This is a genomic window from Bradyrhizobium sp. CCBAU 53415 (assembly GCF_028128735.1).
Classification (GTDB): Bacteria; Pseudomonadota; Alphaproteobacteria; order Rhizobiales; family Xanthobacteraceae; genus Bradyrhizobium.
This window is the reverse complement of the sequence record NZ_LBJF01000027.1, coordinates 1,112,819-1,131,823: the sequence shown is the minus strand read 5'-3', so window position 1 is coordinate 1,131,823 and position 19,005 is coordinate 1,112,819. Positions and strand designations below refer to the sequence as shown.

The following is a 19,005-nucleotide window of genomic DNA, read 5'->3' as shown; positions in this document are numbered from 1 at the left end:
AGACAAGCCATGAAGGCCGTCGGCTACAAAAGATCGCTTCCGATCGAGGATGCGGATTCACTGATCGACTTCGAGACCGCCAAACCCGAACCCAAGGGGCGCGACATCCGCGTCGCCGTGAAGGCGATCTCGGCCAATCCCGTCGATTACAAGGTGCGCAAGCGCGCCGTCCCGCCCGAGGGCGAGACCAAGATCCTGGGCTACGACGCGGCCGGCGTGGTCGATGCGGTCGGACCTGAGGTCACGCTGTTCAAGCCGGGCGACGAGGTGTTCTACGCCGGCTCGATCCTGCGCCAGGGCACCAACGCCGAGTTCCACCTGGTCGACGAACGCATCGTCGGCAACAAGCCGAAGAGCCTGTCGTTCGCGCAAGGAGCCGCCCTTCCCCTCACCTCCATCACCGCCTGGGAGTTGCTGTTCGACCGGCTCGGCGCCGTACCCGGCAAGAGCGTCGATCCTCGCACGCTGCTGATCACGGGCGGCGCCGGCGGCGTCGGCTCGATCCTGATCCAGCTCGCCCGTCGCCTCACCGGGCTCACGGTGCTCGCAACCGCGACGCGGCCGGAATCGCAGAAATGGTGCCTCGATCTCGGCGCGCATGCGGTGATCGACCACGGCAAGCCGATGAAGGAGCAGATCGAGAAGCTCAAGCTGCCGCCGGTCGCGCTGGTGGCGAGCCTCACTTTCACCGACCAGCACTACAAGGCGATCGCCGAGCTCATGGCCCCGCAGGGCAAGTTCGGCCTGATCGACGATCCGCCGGAATTCGCCATGAGCACGTTCAAGGGCAAGGCGATCTCGGTGCACTGGGAATCGATGTTCACGCGCTCCTCGTTCCAGACGCCGGACATGATCGCGCAGCATCACCTGCTCAACGACGTCGCCGACCTCATCGACAAGGGCGTGTTGCGCACCACGCTGGACCAGACCTTCGGCACGATCAACGCAACCAACCTCAAGCGCGCCCATGCGCTGCTCGAGAGCGGCAAGTCGCGCGGCAAGATCGTGCTGGAGGGGTGGTAGGCTTCAGCTCGAAGCGTGCGGCGCCTTCGCTTCCGGCGATTGCGTCGCCCGTTCGACGAAGCCCTTTGCCAGTGCATGATAGATGCCCTCCTCGCAGATCATTCGCGAGGTGACATGCGCGATCAACGCGGCCGCCATCAACGGCACGACCATGCCGTGATTGTCCGTCATTTCGGTCACGATCACGAACGCCGTGATCGGCGCCTGCACCACGCCGGCGAAGTACGAGACCATGCCGAGCAGCATGATCGCGCCGAGCGGTGCATCTTGGAAGAACGAGGCGACGTTGCTGCCGATGCCGGCACCGACAGCCAGCGACGGCGAGAAAATGCCGCCCGGTATGCCGCTGATTGCAGCAAAGGTCGTCGCCAGGAGCTTGAGCACGCCGAAATCCTGCGGCAGCGGCGAGCCGTGCTCCAGCGCCGTCTTCACCTGCTCATAACCGGTGCCGTAGATCGTATCGCCGGACACCAGACCGCAGATCGCGACAGCGATGCCGCACGCGAATGCGAACCAGAGCGGATGGCCTTTGATCGCGCGTCCGAGCGGATTCTTGAACCCGCGCGCCATCGCGATGACGATGCGGCTGAACAGGCCCCCCGCGAGGCCGCCGACCACGCCACAGAGCGGAACGGCCAGCCAGTCCGTGCCACGCGCCAGCGACGTCGCGCTGCTGCCGAAATAGGCGTAGTTGCCCGCCAGCGCCAGCGAGGTCAGGCCGGCCGCGATCACGGCCGCAATGATGAGGCTGGACGTGCGGGTCTCGAAAGCGCGGCTCATCTCCTCGATGCCGAAGACGATGCCGGCGAGCGGCGTGTTGAACGCCGCGGCAACGCCTGCGGCGGCGCCGGCCAGGATCAAGCCCGGCTGGCGGCGCGGCGAAACGCGGCCGAGCGCGAACATGATGGACGCGCCGACCTGCACCGTGGGCCCTTCCCGGCCAACGGAGCCGCCACACAACAGACCGAACAGAGTGAGGATCACCTTTCCGGCCGCGATCCGGATCGAAACCAGACTCTCGCGCGCGCCCTGATCGGTCAGATGGCGCGCGGCAATGGCTTGTGGAATCCCGCTGCCCTGCGCGTTGGGAAACAGCCGGATGGTCAGATAGGCCGACAGCATGAAGCCGAGCGGGGTCACCGCCAGCACGGCGTAGCGCGACTTCGCCAGCAGCAGCGCGAAAGCATGCTGCGCCAGATCGGCTAGCTGCGCCAGTGCCACCGCCGTGGCGCCGACCCCGATACCACCGAGCAGGAAGATCGCCTGCCGCTGCCATCGCGCGGACGTCAATCTGAAGAGGCGTTTGTGGCGGGTCGACAGGGGCCAGAGCATGAATGCCCATCCTAGCCGACAGCGCGCCGAATGGAACCCGCAGGGCGGCAGACCAGCTAGACTGGAACGACTCCGTCGACGAACATCAGCCGCCGCTCCAGCGCCGCCTGTCGCAACTTCAGCGCCTCCGCGTATTCCGGTGAGGCGTACCATTCGCGCGCGCGAGCCATCGAGGCAAACTCCACGATGATGATGGTCTCGGGCGGCGGGCCGCCCTCCACCACCTCAGCGGCGCCGCCGCGCGCAAGATAGCGGCCGCCATATCGCGCGATGGTCTGCTCGGCCAGTGTACGATAGGCCTCCATCGCGGCCCTGTCGCGCGTCTCGACCTCCGAGATCACATAGGCCGCCATGCGCATCGCCTCATGCGATCGTGTTGACGATGCCGCCTTCCGCGCGCAGCGCGGCGCCATTGGTGGCAGACGCCTCCTTCGAGGCAACATAGACCACCATGTTGGCGATCTCGTCGACACTGGCGAAGCGCTGGATCAGCGAACTCGGGCGATGCTGCTTGACGAAATTGGCGGCGGCCTCGTCCACCGACTGACCGCTTTGCTTCGCGAGATCCCTGACGAAAGTCTCGACGCCCTCCGACATGGTCGGGCCCGGCAGCACGGAATTGACGGTGACGCCGGTGCCGCGAGTGAGCTGGGCCAGGCCGCGCGCGATCGCAAGCTGGGCCGTCTTGGTCATGCCGTAGTGGATCATCTCGACGGGAATGTTGAGCCCGGACTCCGAGGAGATGAAGACGATGCGGCCCCAGTTGCGCTCGAGCATGCCCTTCATGTACGCGCGCGACAGCCGCACGCCGCTCATGACGTTGACCTCGAAGAAGCGGCTCCAGTCCGCGTCCGGGATATCGAAGAAGGGCTTGGGCTCGAATATGCCGGCATTGTTGATGAGGATGTCGACCTCGGGCAGCGCCGCAACCAGCGCCTCGCAGCCCGAAGCGGTCGAGACGTCGGCGGCGATGCCCCGCACCTTGGCGCCCGTGCCTTCCAACTTGCGCACGGCCGCATCGACCTTGTCCTGGCCCCGCCCGTTGACGACGACGCTTGCGCCCGAGGCGGCTAGGCCCTTGGCGATGGCATGGCCGATGCCGGCGGTCGAGCCGGTGACGAGGGCGGTCTTTCCGAAAAGGTCGATGTTCATGCGTCGTCTCTCCATAGAGGTTGGCGGAGATATCGTGCGCTGCCCACGCAGCTTCAATCGTCCCTCACCCACGCGTGAGGCTGGCCCGCCACAACAGCCGTGCCGCAGGTCGGCAAAGCGTACCGTGCCCATCCTGTTGCCGCGGAATGCGATACTTACGCCGTCATACTGACAGGGCAGCATACGCCATCGGCGCTCGAGCTTGTGCCGGTCGTACGCGATGCCTTACGCAATCGCACGTTTGATTTCGTGATCGTTCCAGGCCCTCACGGCCGCGCCATAAAAAAAGCGGCGCCCACGGGCGCCGCTTTCTGAAAACTTCAAGTACCCGTCGGCTTACGCCGCCTCGGCTTCCTTCGCCTCGACCGGACCGGAATCCTGGCCCTTGGCATCGACGTCGCGATCGACGAACTCGATCACGGCCATCGCAGCGTTGTCGCCATAGCGGAAGCCGGCCTTGATGATGCGGGTGTAGCCGCCCTGGCGGTCCCTGTAGCGGGTCGCCAGCGTGTCAAAGAGCTTCTTGACCATGTCGACGTCGCGCAGCTCCGCGATCGCCTGGCGGCGCAGCGACAGGCCACCCTTCTTGCCGAGGGTGACGAGCTTCTCGACGATCGGACGGAGCTCCTTGGCCTTGGGCAGCGTGGTAACGATCTGCTCGTGCTTGATGAGCGCAGCCGCCATGTTGGCAAACATCGCGCGGCGGTGCTCGGCCGTACGGTTGAGCTTCCGATGAACCTTGCCGTGACGCATGTGTGTAGTCCTTACGTTAAAACTGCCGCGACGGTTCGTCGGACATGTTGCTCAGGTGGGCTGCCTGCGTTCGCCCTGGTCAGTCATTCCGGACGGCGCGAAGCGGCGATCCGGAATTTCGAGATTCCGGGTTCGGCTCTGCGAGCCGCCCCGGAATGACGAAATGCTCAGTAGTGATCCTCGAAGCGCTTGGCGAGCTCGTCGATGTTCTCCGGCGGCCAGCCCGGCACTTCCATGCCGAGATGCAGACCCATCTGGGCCAGCACTTCCTTGATCTCGTTCAGCGACTTGCGGCCGAAGTTCGGGGTGCGGAGCATTTCCGCTTCGCTCTTCTGCACGAGGTCGCCGATGTAGACGATGTTGTCGTTCTTCAAGCAGTTGGCCGAACGCACCGACAGTTCGAGCTCGTCCACCTTCTTGAGGAAGGCCGGGTTGAAGGCGAGATCCGGGATGATCTCCTGGGCGACTTCCTTGCGCGGCTCTTCGAAGTTGACGAACACGTTGAGCTGATCCTGCAGGATGCGCGCAGCATAGGCCACGGAGTCATCCGGCGTGATCGCGCCGTTGGTCTCGATCGTCATGGTCAGCTTGTCGTAGTCGAGGATCTGGCCCTCGCGGGTGTTCTCGACCTTGTACGAGACCTTGCGGACCGGCGAGTACAGGCTGTCGACCGGGATCAGGCCGATCGGCGCGTCCTCGGGACGGTTGCGCTCGGCGGGCACGTAACCCTTGCCGGTGGAGACCGTGAACTCCATGCGGATCTCGGCGCCCTCGTCGAGCGTGCAGATCTGCAGATCGGGGTTCAGCACGACCACATCGCCGACGGTCTGGATGTCGCCGGCGGTGACGACGCCCGGGCCCTGCTTCTTCACGACCATCCGCTTGGGGCCTTCGCCCTGCATCTTGATCGAGATGTCCTTGATGTTGAGCACGATGTCGGTGACGTCCTCACGGACGCCCGCGATCGAGGAGAACTCGTGCAGCACACCGTCGATGTGCACCGACTGCACCGCCGCGCCCTGGAGCGAGGAGAGCAGGATGCGGCGCAGCGCGTTGCCGAGGGTCTGGCCGAAGCCGCGCTCGAGCGGCTCGGCGACGATGGTCGCGAAACGCGAGGGATCGCTGCCGGGCGTGACCTGGAGCTTGTTCGGCCGAATCAGTTCTTGCCAATTTTTCTGGATCGTCACTGTTTCACCCATACAGGCCAGTCGATTTGACAGTTCAAATACTGGCGTTGGAGAAAGGCCGCAGATCATTCCCGCGGCTTCTTGCAAAGTCATTGCGGGCGCCGCTGCGCCCGCAACTCGTAGAAATCAAACGCGCCGACGCTTGCGGGGACGGCAACCGTTGTGCGGAATCGTGGTCACGTCACGGATCGAGGTGACGGTGAAGCCCGCGGCCTGGAGCGCTCGGAGCGCCGACTCGCGGCCCGAACCCGGACCGGCGACTTCGACTTCCAGCGTGCGCATGCCGTGCTCCTGCGCCTTCTTCGACACGTCCTCGGCGGCGACCTGCGCGGCATACGGGGTCGACTTGCGCGAGCCCTTGAAGCCCATCGTACCGGCCGAGGACCAGGCGATCGTGTTGCCCTGCGCGTCGGTGATGGTGATGGTCGTGTTGTTGAACGACGAGTTCACGTGAGCGACGCCGGAGGCGATGTTCTTGCGCTCACGACGACGAACGCGGGTGGCTTCCTTGCCCATTGAGTCCCTTTCCTGAAGATCTCAAACGCCGCCGTAACGCCAGCGGCTACACCTGTGGAACGAAAAGCGTGCAGCGAACGGGTGATCCCCTCTTTCGCCACACGCCGCGATCGGATTCGAAAAACTTACTTCTTCTTGCCGGCGATGGCCTTGGCCGGGCCCTTGCGCGTGCGCGCATTGGTGTGGGTGCGCTGGCCGCGCACCGGCAGACCGCGACGATGACGCAGGCCGCGATAGCAGCCGAGGTCCATCAGGCGCTTGATGTTGATGCCGACCTCGCGACGCAGATCGCCCTCGACGAGATAGTCGCGGTCGATGACTTCGCGGATCTGGAGCACTTCGGCGTCGCTGAGCTGATTGACGCGACGATCCTCGGGGATCTTCACCTTCTCCATGATCTCGCCGGCGATCTTCGCGCCGATGCCATGGATGTACTGGAGCGCGATCAGCACGCGCTTGTTGGTGGGAATGTTCACGCCGGCAATACGGGCCACGGCCTTCTCTCCTGTTGCCGATCCCTCGTCAGGAATCGGGCTTTAAGTGCTTGCTTTTCTCGGGCAGGTGTTCACAAACGCGAACACGACGCCCACCCCCGGTCTTCCTGGGGCCCGGCATCGTCTGAAACTATCCGACTTGGATGCGGGGCTTATTAGGGGATTCCAGGGGCTTTCGTCAACCGCTGCTAGCGTTTTGCTCGCTTTTTCGTGACCTTTTTTGCAGCCTTTTTGGCACCCTTTTTGACGGCCTTCTTGGCGGTCTTCTTGGCCGTCCTTTTGGCTGCCGTTTTGACCGTTTTCCCGGCCGCCTTCTTGGCTGCCTTCTTGGCGCCCTTCCTAGCCTTCTTGACCGTCTTTTTGCCGGATTTGGCCGATCTGGCGGCCTTCTTGGCTGCCTTCGCCGGCTTCTTGGTCGATTTCTTCGCCACCTTGGTCTTTTTGGCCGGTGCCACCTTGGCCGCGCTTCTGGCGTGGGTCTTGGGCTCGACCGCGCCGAGCGCCAGGAGCTGGCGGTGGATGGCGCGGGTGACCTCGTCAATGGCCATCATGCCGTCGATGGTCGAGAGCTTCCGACGCTCGGAATAGTAGTGAATCAGCGGTTCCGTCTGGCTGCGATAGCTGGCAAGCCGCTTGGTCAGGACCTCCGGGGTGTCGTCGAGTCTGACCTCCTCGCCGCGCTCCCGCATCTGGGCAACGCGAGTCTCGACCCGGCTCAGGAGCGCGCTCTCGTTGACGCGGAGCTCGATCACGGCGTCGAGCTTGAGATGCTTGTGCTTGAGCAGCTCGTCCAGCGCCTCGGCCTGCGGCACGGTGCGCGGAAAACCATCGAGGATGAAACCGTTCTTGGCGTCCGGCTGGTCGATGCGGTCGGAGATGATTCCCACCACGACCTCGTCAGGCACAAGACCGCCGCTGGCCATGATCTCCTTGGCCTTCAGCCCGACCGGCGTCCCCGCCGCGACGGCCGCGCGCAACATTTCACCCGTCGAGAGCTGGACAATGCCATAGCGCTGCACCAACAGCTGGGCCTGAGTCCCCTTGCCCGACCCCGGCGGTCCCAGAAGTATAATTCTCATCGGCGTAACGCCCCCCGGCTTGGTGAGCGATACGTCGCGCACCTGCGTTTGAAGATCAAGAACAGTGCAAACCATAATCGGCGCCGCACCGCTACCCATATCATAGGGGAGCGAATGCCCGGACGCCAAGAAGGCCTTTTGAAATCAGTGATTGCGCTGCCGTGTGAGCAGCTCTGCCGATGCGAACCGAACCGCTGACCGGACGCCTCTGCGCGCGCCGCGTTGCGGCGTGCAGCGAATCGGCGGCGCGGTCGCGCCGCCTCAAGCGTGACCGTGCCTAGCGGCGGCGGCCGCGAAGCTTCGACTTCCGGATCAGGCCTTCATACTGGTGTGCCAGCAGATAGCCCTGAACCTGCGCCACCGTGTCCATGGTGACACTGACGACGATCAGCAGCGAGGTGCCGCCGAAATAGAACGGGACCGAGGCGTAGGAGATCAGGATCTCGGGAATCAGGCAGACGATCGCCAGATAAATCGCGCCGAGCACGGTGATGCGCGACAGCACGTAGTCGATATATTCCGCGGTACGTTCTCCCGGACGGATGCCCGGAATGAATCCGCCGTGCTTCTTCAGATTGTCCGCAGTCTCGGTCGGGTTGAACACGATCGCGGTGTAGAAGAAGGCGAAGAACACGATCAGCGCCAGATACAGGATCAGGAACAGCGGGCGGCCATGGCCGAGCTGGGTGGTGATCCACTGGAACCACTCCGGCCCGCTGCCGGCATTGAAGTTCGCAACCGTGGTCGGCAGCAGCAGCAGCGACGAGGCAAAGATCGGCGGGATCACGCCCGAGGTGTTGAGCTTGAGCGGCAGATGCGAGGACTGGCCCTCGAACATCTTGTTGCCGACCTGGCGCTTCGGATACTGGATCAAGAGCCGGCGCTGCGCGCGCTCCATGAACACGATGAAGGCGATCACGGCGACGGCCATGATGATCACGACCAGGATCAAGCCGGTCGACATCGCGCCCTGACGGCCGAGCTCGAGCATGTTGGCGAGCGCCGCGGGCAGCTCGGCGACGATGCCGGCGAGAATGATCAGCGAAATGCCGTTGCCGATGCCGCGCGAGGTGATCTGCTCGCCCAGCCACATCAGGAACATGGTGCCGCCGGTCAGCGTGATCGCGGTGGACAGGCGGAAGAACATGCCGGGATCGCTGACGACGTTGCCGGCACCCTCGAGGCCTACCGCGATGCCATAGGACTGGAACGCGGCCAGGATGACGGTCAGGTAGCGGGTGTACTGGTTCAGCGTCTTGCGGCCGGCCTCGCCTTCCTTCTTCAGCGCCTCGAGCTGCGGCGAGACGGTGGTAAGGAGCTGGATGATGATCGAGGCCGAAATGTACGGCATGATGTTCAACGCGAAGATCGCCATGCGGTGGATGCCGCCGCCGGCGAACATGTTGAACATGCCGAGGATGCCGCCCGCCTGGGAGCGGAACACCTGCTCCCAGATGTTGGGATCGATGCCCGGCAGCGGGATGTAGGTGCCGAGCCGATAAACGAGCAGCGCACCCAGGGTGAACCAGATGCGCTTCTTCAGTTCGTCGGCCTTGGCAAACGCGCCGAAATTGAGATTGGCTGCCAGTTGTTCCGCTGCAGAGACCATCTTGGACTTTCTCCCGCCGCCTGTTGCGCCGTCATGCCCGCGGCCGGGCTACTCTGGCGGACGCCGGACATTATCTGGGGCTCGGCTTCGATAAGTCCACGTCCCGCATGCGTAAAGGCCCGCGAGCCGCGGGCCGATGACGCAGTTGTTACGCCGCCTCGCCTTCTTCCTTGGCAGGGGCGAGGATCTTCACCGAACCGCCGGCCTTCTCGACCGCGGCGATCGCGGTCTTGGTGGCGCCGTGCACCTCGATGTTGAGCTTGGACTTGAGCTCGCCGCGGCCGAGCAGCCGCAGGCCGGCCTTGGCGCGGCGCAGCACGCCGCCCTTCACCAGGGCCTCGACGTTCACGACGCTGCCGGCGTCGATCTTCTTGGCATCGACCGCTTCCTGGAGCCGGTCGAGATTGATCTCGGCGAACTCGACGCGGAAGATGTTGTTGAAGCCGCGCTTGGGCAGACGGCGATGCATCGGCATCTGGCCGCCTTCGAAACCCTTGATGCGCACGCCCGAACGCGCGGTCTGGCCCTTGCCGCCGCGGCCGGACTGCTTGCCCTTGCCCGAACCGATGCCGCGGCCGACGCGCATGCGCTTCTTGCGCGAGCCGGCGTTGTCGGCGATATCGCTGAGCTTCATCGCCCTTCTCCTTGTGTCTTGCGCCTGATCTTCACCGAAACACGGTGCCCGCTGCTCGGGATCATGCGCCTTTGCTTACTTCTCGTCGACGATGCGGACGAGATGGTGAACCTTCTCGATCATGCCGCGGACCGCCGGGGTATCAGGCAGTTCGCTGGTGCGGCCGATCTTATTGAGCTTGAGCCCGATCAGCGTCGAGCGCTGCGAGTGATGGCGGCGGATCGCGCTGCCGGTCTGCTCGAGCTTGATCGTCTTGCTGGCCTTGGCCATGGGAGTCTACTCCGAAAGCTTCCGTTAGTCGGCAGCCGCCTCGGCATCGCCACCGATACGGCGCGACTGCAGAGTGGACACCTTGATGTTGCGGCGGGCTGCGACCGAACGCGGCGAATCCTGATGCTTCAGCGCGTCGAAGGTTGCGCGAACCATGTTGTAGGGATTCGAAGAGCCGATCGACTTGGCAACCACGTCCTGGACGCCGAGCGTCTCGAACACGGCGCGCATCGGGCCGCCGGCGATGATGCCGGTACCGGCCGGAGCTGCACGCAGGTAGACACGGCCTGCGCCATGACGGCCGGCGATGTCGTGATGGAGCGTGCGGCCCTCGCGCAGCGACACGCGCGTCAGGTTGCGCTTGGCGGACTCGGTCGCCTTTCGGATCGCCTCGGGCACTTCGCGCGCCTTGCCGTGACCGAAGCCGGCTCGCCCCTTCTGGTCGCCGATCACGACCAGCGCCGCGAAACCGAAGCGCTTGCCGCCCTTGACGACCTTGGCCACGCGGTTGATGTGGACGAGCTTGTCGACGAACTCGCTGTCGCGCTCCTCGCGCTCCCTGCGTTCACGTCCGCCGCCGCGTTGATCGCGTCCACCACGTTGTTCGCGTTCAGCTGCCATGGTTTTTCCAATCCTTCAGAGGCTTACGCCTCAATCCTCAAATTCTGTTAGAAGCTCAGCCCGCTCTCACGCGCCGCATCGGCCAGAGCCTTGACGCGCCCGTGATAGAGATAGCTGCCGCGATCGAACACGACTTCCTTCACGCCCTTCTCGGCGGCGCGCTGGGCCAGCAGCTTGCCGACCGCCTTCGCCGCATCGATGTCGGCGCCGGTCTTGCCGCCGTCGCGCATCGACTTCTCGAGCGACGAGGCAGAGGCCAGCGTCTCGCCCTTCAGGTCGTCGATGACCTGGGCGTAGATGTGCTTGGACGAGCGGAACACCGAGAGGCGCGGACGGCCGCCGGCGGAGCGGCGCAGCTTCAGCCGCACACTCCGCTTGCGCCGGGCATTCGTAACCTTGGCTTTCGACATGACCGGCTCCGTTACTTCTTCTTGCCTTCCTTGCGGAAGATGAATTCGCCCACATACTTCACGCCTTTGCCCTTGTAGGGCTCCGGCGGACGGTAGGCGCGGATCTCGGCGGCGACCTGGCCGACGCGCTGGACGTCGCTGCCCGCCACCGTGATCTCGGTCGGCTTCGGCACGGTGATCGTGATCCCCTCGGGGATCGGATAGATCACGTCGTGACTGTAGCCCAGCGCAAGCTGCAGATTCTTGCCCTGCATCGCAGCGCGATAGCCGACGCCGGTGATCTCGAGCTTCTTCTCGAAGCCCTTGGTGACGCCTTCGACCAGATTCGCGACCTGGGCGCGAGCGGTACCGTACAGCGCCTGCGCGCGGTTGGTCTCGGCTCGCGGCTTGACCTTGATCTGGCCGTTCTCGAGCTTCACCTCGACGTCGTCATGAACGACGAACTGAAGCTGACCCTTCGGCCCCTTCATCTTGACGGTCTGCCCATCGACGGTCGCGGTAACACCCGACGGCACCGCCACAGGCCTTTTGCCAACACGTGACATGGATCGAAAATCCTTCTCAGAACACCGTGAAGAGGACTTCACCGCCCACATTCGCGTCGCGCGCGCTGTGGTCGGCCATGATCCCCTTCGGCGTCGACAACACCGAAATGCCGAGTCCGTTGTTCACCCGCGGCAGGTTCTTCACCGAGGCGTAGACGCGACGCCCGGGCTTGGAAACGCGTTCAATCTCGCGAATGACGGGCTCGCCGTCGAAATACTTCAACTCGATCTCGATCTCGCTGCGGCCCGAGGAATGCTCGAGCGTGGCGTAACCGCGGATGTAACCCTCGGTCTTCAGAACCTCGAGCACGTTCTCGCGCATCTTCGAGCCAGGCGTGGAGACCTTGGTCTTCGAACGCATCTGCGCGTTGCGGATACGGGTGATCAGATCGCTGATTGGATCGTGCGTAGACATCTAAACGACCCTCCTTACCAGCTGGACTTCACGAGGCCCGGGACCATGCCCTTGGAGCCAAGGTCGCGCAGCGCGATACGGGACAGCTTGTTCTTGCGGTAGTTCGAGCGCGGGCGGCCCGACAGTTCGCAGCGCAGGCGGATGCGGGTCGCCGACGAGTTGCGCGGCATTTCCGCCAGCTTCAGCGTCGCGGCGAACCGCTCCTCCATCGGCAGCGTCTTGTCGGCGATGATCGCCTTCAACCGCTCGCGCTTGGCGGCGGCGTTCTTCACCATCCGCTTGCGCCTGTTGTTCTTCTCGACTGAACTCTTCTTTGCCATGCTTGGCTCCTGGGTATCCGCGTTTGAGAGGCTTTGGGTCAGCGTCTCACTGCCGGAACGGGAAATTGAAAGCGGTCAACAAGGCCCTCGCCTCTTCGTCGGTCTTGGCCGTGGTGCAGACGGTGATGTCCATGCCGCGGGCTTCCGTGACCTTGTCGAAGTCGATCTCGGGGAAAATGATGTGCTCCTTGATGCCGAGCGAGTAGTTGCCGCGGCCATCGAAGCTCTTCGGGTTCAGGCCGCGGAAGTCGCGGACGCGCGGCAGCGCGACGTTCACCAGGCGATCGATGAACTCATACATGCGGGCCTTGCGCAGCGTGACCTTGCAGCCGATCGGCTGGTTCTCACGCAGCTTGAACGTCGCGATCGCGATCCGCGAATAGGTCACGATCGCCTTCTGGCCGGCGATCTGGGTCAGCTCGGCAGCGGCGGTCTCGGCCTTCTTGCGGTCATTGACGGAATCGCCAACGCCCATGTTCAGCACGACCTTGTCCAGGCGAGGAACCTGCATGACGTTCTCGTAACCGAACTTCTCGGTCAGAGCCGTGCGGATCTTCGCATCATATTCCGCGCGCAGGCGCGGCGTGTAAGCGGCCTCAGCCATCGATCTCAGCTCCCGAGCTCTTGGCGATGCGGACCTTCTTGCCGTCCGCCAGAATCTTGAATCCGACGCGGGTCGGCTTTCCGTCCTTGCCGACATACGCGATGTTGGACAGTTGGATCGGCGCCTCTTTCGAGATGATGCCGCCCTCCTGGGCCTGCGTCTGCTTCTGGTGACGCTTGACCATGTTGATGCCGCGCACGAGCGCGGTGCCGGCGTCGGGACGGACCTCGAACACTTCGCCGGTGCGACCCTTGTCGCGGCCGGTCAGCACGACGACCCTGTCGCCCTTGCGGATCTTCGCAGCCATCACAGCACCTCCGGCGCGAGCGAGATGATCTTCATGTGGTTCTTGGCGCGCAACTCGCGCGGCACGGGCCCGAAGATACGGGTGCCGACCGGCTCGGACTGGTTGTTGATCAGGACGGCGGCGTTGCGGTCGAAGCGGATGACCGAACCGTCGGCGCGGCGGATGTCCTTGCGGACGCGCACCACGACGGCCTTCATCACGTCGCCCTTCTTCACCTTGCCACGCGGAATTGCTTCCTTGATCGACACGACGATGATGTCGCCGATCGTGGCGTAGCGGCGCTTGGAGCCCCCGAGCACCTTGATACACATGACACGGCGTGCGCCAGAATTATCGGCCACGTCGAGGTTGGTCTGCATCTGAATCATTGATGCACCTCGTCCTCTTTCTCTTTGCGCCAGCCCAGCCGGCGCTCAACATTTCCCTGAAGTCAGTCGGCTAAAGCCAACAGATCAGGCGCTTTTCTTGTGTTCGCCCCGGATCACGACCCAGCGCTTCAACTTCGAAATCGGCTTCGTTTCCTCGATCCACACCATGTCGCCCGGCTTGAACTCGTTGCTCTCGTCGTGCGCGTGATAGTTCTTCGAACGGCGGATCGTCTTCTTGTAGATCGGGTGCGTGAAGCGGCGATCGACGCGCACCACGATGGTCTTGGCCTGCTTGTCGCTGACGACCACGCCCTGCAAAGTACGTTTCGGCATCTTCGTAAGCCTCTTACTTCTTCTTGGCGCGCGTCTGCGCGGCGACGGTCTTGATCCGGGCGATGTCACGGCGGGCCTCGCGCAGGCGAGAGGTGTTCTCGAGCTGCCCGGTGGCGCGCTGGAAGCGCAGGTTGAAGCGCTCCTTCTTCAGGTTCAGGATGGCGTCATCCTGCTGGTCGGGGCTCATCGCGCGGATGTCTTCGATCTTCATCTGGGCCATGGCCATTACTCCGCAATGCGCTCGACGAAGCGCGTCTTGATCGGCAGCTTGGCCGCCGCCAGGGTCAGCGCCTCACGCGCGGTCTGGGTGTTGACGCCATCGATCTCGAACAGCACCCGGCCCGGCTTGACCCGCGCAACCCACAATTCCGGCGAACCCTTGCCGGAGCCCATGCGGACTTCGGCCGGCTTCTTGGACACCGGAACGTCGGGGAACACACGGATCCAGACGCGGCCGGCGCGCTTCATGTGACGGGTCAGCGCGCGACGAGCGGCTTCGATCTGGCGCGCGGTGACGCGCTCAGGCTCGGTCGCCTTCAGGCCGAACTGGCCGAACGCCAACGTCGCGCCCGAAGACGCAACGCCGTGGATGCGGCCCTTATGCGCCTTCCGGAACTTCGTTTTCTTAGGTTGCATCATGGCTTTAAGCCCTCAAATTCCTGTGCGGCTTTAGGCTGCAGCCGTGTCGCGGCGCTGACGGCCACGGTCACCACTGCCACCCGTCTCGCCTTCGGCCATTCTCTTGTCCTGGGCCATCGGATCGTGCTCGAGGATCTCACCCTTGAAGATCCAGACCTTGACGCCGCAGGTGCCGAAGGTCGTGAACGCGGTCGCAACGCCGTAGTCGATGTCGGCACGCAGCGTGTGCAGCGGCACGCGACCTTCGCGGTACCACTCCATGCGCGCGATTTCAGCACCGCCGAGACGTCCCGAGCAGTTGATGCGGATGCCTTCCGCACCGAGGCGCATCGCCGACTGCACGGCGCGCTTCATGGCACGGCGGAACGCCACGCGGCGCTCGAGCTGCTGCGCGATCGACTCCGCCACCAGCGTCGCATCGAGCTCCGGCTTGCGGATCTCGACGATGTTGATGACGACGTCGGACGAGGTGATGTCCGCGACCTTCTTGCGCAGCTTGTCGATGTCCGCGCCCTTCTTGCCGATCACCACGCCCGGACGGGCCGAGTGGATGGTGACGCGGCACTTCTTGTGCGGACGCTCGATCACGATGCGGGCGACGGCCGCCTGCTTGAGCTCCTTGTGCAGGATCTCGCGGATCTTGACGTCCTCGTGCAGCAGCTTGCCGTATTCCTGCTTGCCGGCGAACCAGCGGGAATCCCAGGTCCGGTTGATGCCGAGACGCAGACCGATCGGATTGATCTTTTGACCCATCGTGTTCTCCTGCGCCCTTAAGCGGCGGCTTCAGCTTCGACCTGACGAACGATGATCGTCAGCTGCGAAAATGGTTTGTAGACGCGGCCCGAGCGGCCGCGGCCGCGAGCGGCAAAGCGCTTCATCACGAGGCCGTTGCCGACGAAAGCCTGCGCCACGACGAGATCGTCGACGTCGAGGTCGTGGTTGTTCTCGGCGTTGGCGATAGCCGACTCCAGGCACTTCTTCACGTCGACCGCGATCCGCTTGCGCGAAAACTGCAGGTCGGCGAGCGCGGCAGACGCCTTCCGGCCGCGAATGAGCTGGGCGACCAGGTTGAGCTTCTGCGGGCTCACCCGCAGCATCCGGGCGACCGCCTTGGCCTCGTTGTCGGCGAGGCTCCGTTCGCGCTTAGGTTTGCTCATCGTTTAATCCTCAAGCCTTCTTGGCTTTCTTGTCGCCGGAGTGGCCATGGAAGGTCCGGGTCGGCGAGAACTCGCCGAACTTGTGACCGACCATTTCCTCGTTGACGGCCACCGGCACGTGCTTCTGACCGTTGTAGACGCCGAAGGTCAGGCCGACGAACTGCGGCAGGATCGTCGAGCGACGGCTCCAGATCTTGATGACGTCGTGACGGCCGGACGCGCGCGCGGCATCTGCCTTCTTGAGCAGAGAACCCTCGACGAACGGGCCTTTCCAGACTGAACGAACCATGTCCGGCGTTCCTTACTTCTTCCGCTTGTGGCGGCTTAGGAGAATGAATTTGTTGGTCGATTTGTTGGTGCGGGTCTTCTTGCCCTTGGTCGGCTTGCCCCACGGGGTGACCGGGTGGCGGCCGCCGGAGGTACGACCTTCACCACCGCCGTGCGGATGGTCGATCGGGTTCATCGCGACACCGCGGTTGTGCGGGCGACGGCCCATCCAACGCTTGCGACCGGCCTTGCCGATCGAGGTGTTCATGTGATCCGGGTTCGACACCGCGCCGATCGTGCCGCGGCAACGGCCGTGCACCAGGCGCTGCTCGCCCGAGTTCAGGCGGATGATGACGTAGTCCTGGTCGCGACCGACGAGCTGGGCATAGGTGCCTGCGGAACGCGCGAGCTGGCCGCCCTTCCCGATCTTGACCTCGATGTTGTGGATGATCGTGCCGACCGGCATGTTGCCGAGCGGCATAACGTTGCCCGGCTTCACGTCGACATAGTTGCCGGCGATGATCGTGTCGCCCACGGCCAGGCGCTGCGGCGCCAGGATGTAGGCCTGCTCGCCGTCCTGATACTTGATCAGCGCGATGAACCCGGTGCGGTTCGGATCATACTCGAGCCGCTCGACGGTCGCGGGAACGTCGACCTTCTCGCGCTTGAAATCGACCGTACGCAGCGTCTGCTTGTGACCGCCGCCGCGGAAACGCACCGTGATGCGACCGGTGTTGTTACGGCCGCCCGAGGACTTCTTGCCCTCGGTGAGCGCCTTGACCGGCTTGCCCTTGTACAGGGCCGAACGATCGACCATGACCAGCTGGCGCTGGCCCGGCGTCGTGGGATTGAATGTCTTCAGTGCCATCGTCGTACGACCTTACAGACCGGTGGTCACGTCGATCCGGTGGCCCTCTTCGAGGGTCACGATCGCGCGCTTGGAGTTCGACTGCGAGCCGAGATTGCCGCGGAAGACCTTGGTCTTGCCCTTGCGGACCAGCGTGTTGACGCTCTTGACCTTGACGTCGAACAGCTTCTCGACCGCTTCCTTGATCTGCGGCTTGGTCGCCTTCGCGGCCACCTTGAACAGCACCTTGTTGTGCTCCGAGGCGATCGTCGCCTTTTCGGTCACGACCGGCGACAGGATCACGTCGTAGTGGCGAGGCTCGATGTTCTTCGTCATTTGAAGCGCGCCTCCAGCGCATCGATGGCGGCCTTGGTCAGAACGAGCTTCTGACGGCGCAGGATGTCATAGACGTTGATGCCCTGAATCGGCAGCACGTCCATGTTCGGGATGTTGCGGGCCGCAGCGGCAAAACCGTTGTTGAGCTCGGCGCCGTCGATGATCAGCGCGTTGGTGAGCCCGAGGCCCGAGAAGTGACCCAGCAGCGCCTTGGTCTTGGCGGTCTCGAGCGCGGCCTTGTCGATCACGACGAGATCGCCGTCCTTGGCCTTGGCCGAGAGCGCATGCTTGAGCGCCAGCGCGCGAACCTTCTTCGGCAGGTCGGTGGCGTGCGAACGCACCACCGGACCGAAGGCACGACCGCCGCCGCGGAACTGCGGCACGCGAGCCGAGCCGTGACGAGCACCGCCGGTGCCCTTCTGCTTGTACATCTTCTTGCCGGTGCGCCAGATCTCGGCGCGGCCCTTGGCCTTGTGCGTGCCGGCCTGGCGCTTGTTGAGCTGCCACTGCACGCAGCGCGCGATGATGTCCTCGCGCGGCTCGAGGCCGAAAATGGCGTCGGAGAGCTGGACCGAGCCGGCTTCCTTACCTTCGAGGGTGGTGACCTTCAATTCCATCTCACGCCTCCTGCGCAGCCGGAGCGGCTTCCGCGTCGCCAGCAACCTTGAACTTGCCGGGCTTCGGAGCTTCCTTCGGCAGCGGCTTCTTGACGGCGTCGCGCACGCGGATCCAGCCGCCCTTGGAGCCGGGAACGGCGCCTTCGACGAGGATCAGGCCGCGCTCGACATCGGTCTGGACGACGCGAAGGTTGAGCGTGGTGATGCGATCGACACCCATGTGGCCGGGCATCTTCTTGTTCTTCCAGGTCTTGCCGGGATCCTGACGGCCACCGGTCGAACCGATCGAGCGGTGCGAGATCGACACACCGTGCGTGGCGCGCAGACCGCCGAAGTTCCAGCGCTTCATGCCGCCGGCGAAGCCCTTACCGACCGAGGTGCCGGTGACGTCGACGAACTGACCGACGACGAAGTGATCGGCCTGGATCTCGGCGCCGACCGGGATCATCGCATCCGCGCTGACGCGGAATTCCTCGACCCGGCGCTTCGGCTCGACCTTGGCGACCGCGAACTGGCCGCGCTCGGCCTTGGGCATGTAAACGGTCTTGCGGCTGCCAGAACCGAGCTGGAGCGCGACATAACCGTTCTTCTCTTCGGTGCGGTGGCCTACGACCTGGCAATTGCCGAGCTTCAGCACGGTCACGGGAATATGTTCGCCGGCCTCCGTGAAGACCCGCGTCATCCCGACCTTTTGTGCGATCACTCCGGAGCGCATCGGCTTGCTTCCTGTTCTTTCTGTCCTTGCGGACTAGCTAATCTTCGTTGTGAGCAAGACCCGGTCCGAAAACCGGTGCCCACTTTTCGGGGTCTTGCTCAGAGCTTGATCTCGACGTCGACACCGGCGGCCAGGTCGAGCTTCATCAAAGCATCGACGGTCTGCGGGGTCGGATCGACGATGTCGAGCAGGCGCTTGTGGGTGCGCATCTCGAACTGTTCGCGGCTCTTCTTGTCGACGTGCGGCGAACGGTTGACGGTGAACTTCTCGATGCGGGTGGGCAGCGGAATGGGTCCGCGGACCTGCGCGCCGGTGCGCTTCGCCGTGTTCACGATCTCGCGGGTCGACGTATCGAGGATACGATGGTCGAACGCCTTGAGACGGATACGAATGTTTTGGCCGTTCATTGCCGTGCTTTCTTTAGTGAGTGGCGAGTAGCGAGTAGCGAATAGAAT

General features: G+C 64.0%; 31 protein-coding genes. 1 reads left to right on the top strand and 30 read right to left on the bottom strand.

Annotated elements, in window-relative coordinates; genetic code table 11:
• Nucleotides 1–9: 9 nt before the first annotated feature.
• On the top strand, nucleotides 10–1,023 hold the full coding sequence (locus XH87_RS33380; RefSeq protein WP_271590482.1) for a zinc-binding alcohol dehydrogenase family protein: 1,014 nt from the start codon (nucleotides 10–12) through the stop codon (nucleotides 1,021–1,023).
• Between the two features lie 3 nt (nucleotides 1,024–1,026).
• Here XH87_RS33380 and XH87_RS33375 read toward each other — a convergent pair whose 3' ends face one another.
• The 30 genes from XH87_RS33375 to rpsJ all read right to left on the bottom strand — a co-directional run bounded on the left by XH87_RS33375 (nucleotide 1,027) and on the right by rpsJ (nucleotide 18,957).
• Nucleotides 1,027–2,355 (bottom strand): chloride channel protein, encoded by a 1,329-nt coding sequence (locus XH87_RS33375; protein ID WP_271590481.1) that lies wholly within the window; start codon nucleotides 2,353–2,355, stop codon nucleotides 1,027–1,029.
• 56 nt (nucleotides 2,356–2,411) lie between these two features.
• Entirely contained in the window at nucleotides 2,412–2,708 is a 297-nt protein-coding gene (locus XH87_RS33370) for a DUF1330 domain-containing protein (protein WP_271590480.1), read from the bottom strand.
• 10 nt (nucleotides 2,709–2,718) lie between these two features.
• Complete coding sequence (locus XH87_RS33365; protein WP_271590479.1) at nucleotides 2,719–3,507, bottom strand: SDR family NAD(P)-dependent oxidoreductase; 789 nt, start codon at nucleotides 3,505–3,507, stop codon at nucleotides 2,719–2,721.
• Between the two features lie 336 nt (nucleotides 3,508–3,843).
• Nucleotides 3,844–4,260: a 50S ribosomal protein L17 gene (gene rplQ / locus XH87_RS33360; protein WP_271590478.1), complete on the bottom strand. Its 417-nt coding sequence runs from the start codon at nucleotides 4,258–4,260 to the stop codon at nucleotides 3,844–3,846.
• A gap of 167 nt (nucleotides 4,261–4,427) precedes the next feature.
• Complete coding sequence (locus tag XH87_RS33355) at nucleotides 4,428–5,459, bottom strand: DNA-directed RNA polymerase subunit alpha (RefSeq protein WP_029674561.1); 1,032 nt, start codon at nucleotides 5,457–5,459, stop codon at nucleotides 4,428–4,430.
• A gap of 114 nt (nucleotides 5,460–5,573) precedes the next feature.
• Nucleotides 5,574–5,963: a 30S ribosomal protein S11 gene (gene rpsK / locus XH87_RS33350; protein ID WP_007603045.1), complete on the bottom strand. Its 390-nt coding sequence runs from the start codon at nucleotides 5,961–5,963 to the stop codon at nucleotides 5,574–5,576.
• 125 nt (nucleotides 5,964–6,088) lie between these two features.
• A complete protein-coding gene (gene rpsM, locus XH87_RS33345; RefSeq protein WP_035709590.1) occupies nucleotides 6,089–6,457 on the bottom strand; it encodes a 30S ribosomal protein S13 in 369 nt (122 codons plus the stop codon).
• Between the two features lie 188 nt (nucleotides 6,458–6,645).
• Entirely contained in the window at nucleotides 6,646–7,536 is an 891-nt protein-coding gene (locus XH87_RS33340; protein ID WP_271590477.1) for an adenylate kinase, read from the bottom strand.
• Between the two features lie 277 nt (nucleotides 7,537–7,813).
• Entirely contained in the window at nucleotides 7,814–9,145 is a 1,332-nt protein-coding gene (gene secY / locus XH87_RS33335) for a preprotein translocase subunit SecY (RefSeq protein ID WP_035709588.1), read from the bottom strand.
• A gap of 148 nt (nucleotides 9,146–9,293) precedes the next feature.
• On the bottom strand, nucleotides 9,294–9,779 hold the full coding sequence (gene rplO / locus XH87_RS33330; protein ID WP_018322273.1) for a 50S ribosomal protein L15: 486 nt from the start codon (nucleotides 9,777–9,779) through the stop codon (nucleotides 9,294–9,296).
• A 75-nt stretch (nucleotides 9,780–9,854) separates the two neighbouring features.
• Nucleotides 9,855–10,049 (bottom strand): 50S ribosomal protein L30, encoded by a 195-nt coding sequence (rpmD, locus tag XH87_RS33325; RefSeq protein ID WP_074116734.1) that lies wholly within the window; start codon nucleotides 10,047–10,049, stop codon nucleotides 9,855–9,857.
• A 24-nt stretch (nucleotides 10,050–10,073) separates the two neighbouring features.
• Nucleotides 10,074–10,670 (bottom strand): 30S ribosomal protein S5, encoded by a 597-nt coding sequence (gene rpsE, locus XH87_RS33320; RefSeq protein WP_014494507.1) that lies wholly within the window; start codon nucleotides 10,668–10,670, stop codon nucleotides 10,074–10,076.
• A 47-nt stretch (nucleotides 10,671–10,717) separates the two neighbouring features.
• Nucleotides 10,718–11,080: a 50S ribosomal protein L18 gene (gene rplR, locus XH87_RS33315; protein WP_035709584.1), complete on the bottom strand. Its 363-nt coding sequence runs from the start codon at nucleotides 11,078–11,080 to the stop codon at nucleotides 10,718–10,720.
• Nucleotides 11,081–11,091: 11 nt separating this feature from the next.
• Nucleotides 11,092–11,625, bottom strand: coding sequence for a 50S ribosomal protein L6 (gene rplF, locus XH87_RS33310; protein WP_271590476.1), 534 nt, complete (start codon nucleotides 11,623–11,625; stop codon nucleotides 11,092–11,094).
• Nucleotides 11,626–11,641: 16 nt separating this feature from the next.
• Nucleotides 11,642–12,040, bottom strand: a complete 399-nt coding sequence (gene rpsH, locus XH87_RS33305; RefSeq protein WP_027554158.1) for a 30S ribosomal protein S8 — start codon at nucleotides 12,038–12,040, stop codon at nucleotides 11,642–11,644.
• Nucleotides 12,041–12,054: 14 nt separating this feature from the next.
• The gene (rpsN, locus tag XH87_RS33300; protein ID WP_024342455.1) at nucleotides 12,055–12,360 is read right to left on the bottom strand and encodes a 30S ribosomal protein S14; all 306 of its coding nucleotides are present in this window, start codon (nucleotides 12,358–12,360) and stop codon (nucleotides 12,055–12,057) included.
• A gap of 46 nt (nucleotides 12,361–12,406) precedes the next feature.
• Nucleotides 12,407–12,964: a 50S ribosomal protein L5 gene (gene rplE, locus XH87_RS33295; RefSeq protein ID WP_025036988.1), complete on the bottom strand. Its 558-nt coding sequence runs from the start codon at nucleotides 12,962–12,964 to the stop codon at nucleotides 12,407–12,409.
• Nucleotides 12,957–13,271 carry a 50S ribosomal protein L24 gene (gene rplX, locus XH87_RS33290; protein ID WP_035709580.1) on the bottom strand — a complete coding sequence of 105 codons (315 nt, stop codon included), beginning with the start codon at nucleotides 13,269–13,271 and terminating at the stop codon, nucleotides 12,957–12,959. The genes rplE and rplX overlap by 8 nt, the downstream gene beginning before the upstream one ends.
• The gene (gene rplN / locus XH87_RS33285; protein ID WP_007603030.1) at nucleotides 13,271–13,639 is read right to left on the bottom strand and encodes a 50S ribosomal protein L14; all 369 of its coding nucleotides are present in this window, start codon (nucleotides 13,637–13,639) and stop codon (nucleotides 13,271–13,273) included. The genes rplX and rplN overlap by 1 nt, the downstream gene beginning before the upstream one ends.
• 84 nt (nucleotides 13,640–13,723) lie before the next feature.
• Nucleotides 13,724–13,972, bottom strand: a complete 249-nt coding sequence (gene rpsQ, locus XH87_RS33280; RefSeq protein ID WP_028177969.1) for a 30S ribosomal protein S17 — start codon at nucleotides 13,970–13,972, stop codon at nucleotides 13,724–13,726.
• A 13-nt stretch (nucleotides 13,973–13,985) separates the two neighbouring features.
• The gene (gene rpmC / locus XH87_RS33275) at nucleotides 13,986–14,192 is read right to left on the bottom strand and encodes a 50S ribosomal protein L29 (protein ID WP_011088144.1); all 207 of its coding nucleotides are present in this window, start codon (nucleotides 14,190–14,192) and stop codon (nucleotides 13,986–13,988) included.
• A gap of 5 nt (nucleotides 14,193–14,197) precedes the next feature.
• The gene (gene rplP / locus XH87_RS33270) at nucleotides 14,198–14,611 is read right to left on the bottom strand and encodes a 50S ribosomal protein L16 (protein WP_008136349.1); all 414 of its coding nucleotides are present in this window, start codon (nucleotides 14,609–14,611) and stop codon (nucleotides 14,198–14,200) included.
• 30 nt (nucleotides 14,612–14,641) lie between these two features.
• Complete coding sequence (gene rpsC / locus XH87_RS33265) at nucleotides 14,642–15,364, bottom strand: 30S ribosomal protein S3 (protein ID WP_028177968.1); 723 nt, start codon at nucleotides 15,362–15,364, stop codon at nucleotides 14,642–14,644.
• A 17-nt stretch (nucleotides 15,365–15,381) separates the two neighbouring features.
• On the bottom strand, nucleotides 15,382–15,768 hold the full coding sequence (gene rplV, locus XH87_RS33260) for a 50S ribosomal protein L22 (protein WP_008549264.1): 387 nt from the start codon (nucleotides 15,766–15,768) through the stop codon (nucleotides 15,382–15,384).
• 10 nt (nucleotides 15,769–15,778) lie between these two features.
• The gene (rpsS, locus tag XH87_RS33255; protein WP_008136357.1) at nucleotides 15,779–16,057 is read right to left on the bottom strand and encodes a 30S ribosomal protein S19; all 279 of its coding nucleotides are present in this window, start codon (nucleotides 16,055–16,057) and stop codon (nucleotides 15,779–15,781) included.
• Nucleotides 16,058–16,069: 12 nt separating this feature from the next.
• The gene (gene rplB / locus XH87_RS33250; protein WP_025036991.1) at nucleotides 16,070–16,903 is read right to left on the bottom strand and encodes a 50S ribosomal protein L2; all 834 of its coding nucleotides are present in this window, start codon (nucleotides 16,901–16,903) and stop codon (nucleotides 16,070–16,072) included.
• Between the two features lie 12 nt (nucleotides 16,904–16,915).
• Nucleotides 16,916–17,218, bottom strand: a complete 303-nt coding sequence (locus XH87_RS33245) for a 50S ribosomal protein L23 (protein ID WP_035709576.1) — start codon at nucleotides 17,216–17,218, stop codon at nucleotides 16,916–16,918.
• Entirely contained in the window at nucleotides 17,215–17,835 is a 621-nt protein-coding gene (gene rplD / locus XH87_RS33240) for a 50S ribosomal protein L4 (RefSeq protein ID WP_035709574.1), read from the bottom strand. The genes XH87_RS33245 and rplD overlap by 4 nt, the downstream gene beginning before the upstream one ends.
• Before the next feature lies 1 nt (nucleotide 17,836).
• A complete protein-coding gene (rplC, locus tag XH87_RS33235; protein ID WP_024342448.1) occupies nucleotides 17,837–18,550 on the bottom strand; it encodes a 50S ribosomal protein L3 in 714 nt (237 codons plus the stop codon).
• Between the two features lie 98 nt (nucleotides 18,551–18,648).
• Nucleotides 18,649–18,957, bottom strand: coding sequence for a 30S ribosomal protein S10 (rpsJ, locus tag XH87_RS33230; RefSeq protein WP_002712302.1), 309 nt, complete (start codon nucleotides 18,955–18,957; stop codon nucleotides 18,649–18,651).
• Nucleotides 18,958–19,005 lie beyond the last annotated feature (48 nt).

Bases quoted from the DNA above. Each gene is read 5' to 3' on its own strand.
- XH87_RS33380 (WP_271590482.1), top strand. From the start codon at position 10: ATGAAGGCCGTCGGCTACAAAAGATCGCTTCCGATCGAGGATGCGGAT.
- XH87_RS33375 (WP_271590481.1), bottom strand. From the start codon at position 2,355: ATGCTCTGGCCCCTGTCGACCCGCCACAAACGCCTCTTCAGATTGACG.
- XH87_RS33370 (WP_271590480.1), bottom strand. From the start codon at position 2,708: ATGGCGGCCTATGTGATCTCGGAGGTCGAGACGCGCGACAGGGCCGCG.
- XH87_RS33365 (WP_271590479.1), bottom strand. From the start codon at position 3,507: ATGAACATCGACCTTTTCGGAAAGACCGCCCTCGTCACCGGCTCGACC.
- rplQ (WP_271590478.1), bottom strand. From the start codon at position 4,260: ATGCGTCACGGCAAGGTTCATCGGAAGCTCAACCGTACGGCCGAGCAC.
- XH87_RS33355 (WP_029674561.1), bottom strand. From the start codon at position 5,459: ATGGGTGAAACAGTGACGATCCAGAAAAATTGGCAAGAACTGATTCGG.
- rpsK (WP_007603045.1), bottom strand. From the start codon at position 5,963: ATGGGCAAGGAAGCCACCCGCGTTCGTCGTCGTGAGCGCAAGAACATC.
- XH87_RS33340 (WP_271590477.1), bottom strand. From the start codon at position 7,536: ATGAGAATTATACTTCTGGGACCGCCGGGGTCGGGCAAGGGGACTCAG.
- secY (WP_035709588.1), bottom strand. From the start codon at position 9,145: ATGGTCTCTGCAGCGGAACAACTGGCAGCCAATCTCAATTTCGGCGCG.
- rplO (WP_018322273.1), bottom strand. From the start codon at position 9,779: ATGAAGCTCAGCGATATCGCCGACAACGCCGGCTCGCGCAAGAAGCGC.
- rpmD (WP_074116734.1), bottom strand. From the start codon at position 10,049: ATGGCCAAGGCCAGCAAGACGATCAAGCTCGAGCAGACCGGCAGCGCG.
- rpsE (WP_014494507.1), bottom strand. From the start codon at position 10,670: ATGGCAGCTGAACGCGAACAACGTGGTGGACGCGATCAACGCGGCGGC.
- rplR (WP_035709584.1), bottom strand. From the start codon at position 11,080: ATGTCGAAAGCCAAGGTTACGAATGCCCGGCGCAAGCGGAGTGTGCGG.
- rplF (WP_271590476.1), bottom strand. From the start codon at position 11,625: ATGTCACGTGTTGGCAAAAGGCCTGTGGCGGTGCCGTCGGGTGTTACC.
- rpsH (WP_027554158.1), bottom strand. From the start codon at position 12,040: ATGTCTACGCACGATCCAATCAGCGATCTGATCACCCGTATCCGCAAC.
- rpsN (WP_024342455.1), bottom strand. From the start codon at position 12,360: ATGGCAAAGAAGAGTTCAGTCGAGAAGAACAACAGGCGCAAGCGGATG.
- rplE (WP_025036988.1), bottom strand. From the start codon at position 12,964: ATGGCTGAGGCCGCTTACACGCCGCGCCTGCGCGCGGAATATGATGCG.
- rplX (WP_035709580.1), bottom strand. From the start codon at position 13,271: ATGGCTGCGAAGATCCGCAAGGGCGACAGGGTCGTCGTGCTGACCGGC.
- rplN (WP_007603030.1), bottom strand. From the start codon at position 13,639: ATGATTCAGATGCAGACCAACCTCGACGTGGCCGATAATTCTGGCGCA.
- rpsQ (WP_028177969.1), bottom strand. From the start codon at position 13,972: ATGCCGAAACGTACTTTGCAGGGCGTGGTCGTCAGCGACAAGCAGGCC.
- rpmC (WP_011088144.1), bottom strand. From the start codon at position 14,192: ATGGCCCAGATGAAGATCGAAGACATCCGCGCGATGAGCCCCGACCAG.
- rplP (WP_008136349.1), bottom strand. From the start codon at position 14,611: ATGATGCAACCTAAGAAAACGAAGTTCCGGAAGGCGCATAAGGGCCGC.
- rpsC (WP_028177968.1), bottom strand. From the start codon at position 15,364: ATGGGTCAAAAGATCAATCCGATCGGTCTGCGTCTCGGCATCAACCGG.
- rplV (WP_008549264.1), bottom strand. From the start codon at position 15,768: ATGAGCAAACCTAAGCGCGAACGGAGCCTCGCCGACAACGAGGCCAAG.
- rpsS (WP_008136357.1), bottom strand. From the start codon at position 16,057: ATGGTTCGTTCAGTCTGGAAAGGCCCGTTCGTCGAGGGTTCTCTGCTC.
- rplB (WP_025036991.1), bottom strand. From the start codon at position 16,903: ATGGCACTGAAGACATTCAATCCCACGACGCCGGGCCAGCGCCAGCTG.
- XH87_RS33245 (WP_035709576.1), bottom strand. From the start codon at position 17,218: ATGACGAAGAACATCGAGCCTCGCCACTACGACGTGATCCTGTCGCCG.
- rplD (WP_035709574.1), bottom strand. From the start codon at position 17,835: ATGGAATTGAAGGTCACCACCCTCGAAGGTAAGGAAGCCGGCTCGGTC.
- rplC (WP_024342448.1), bottom strand. From the start codon at position 18,550: ATGCGCTCCGGAGTGATCGCACAAAAGGTCGGGATGACGCGGGTCTTC.
- rpsJ (WP_002712302.1), bottom strand. From the start codon at position 18,957: ATGAACGGCCAAAACATTCGTATCCGTCTCAAGGCGTTCGACCATCGT.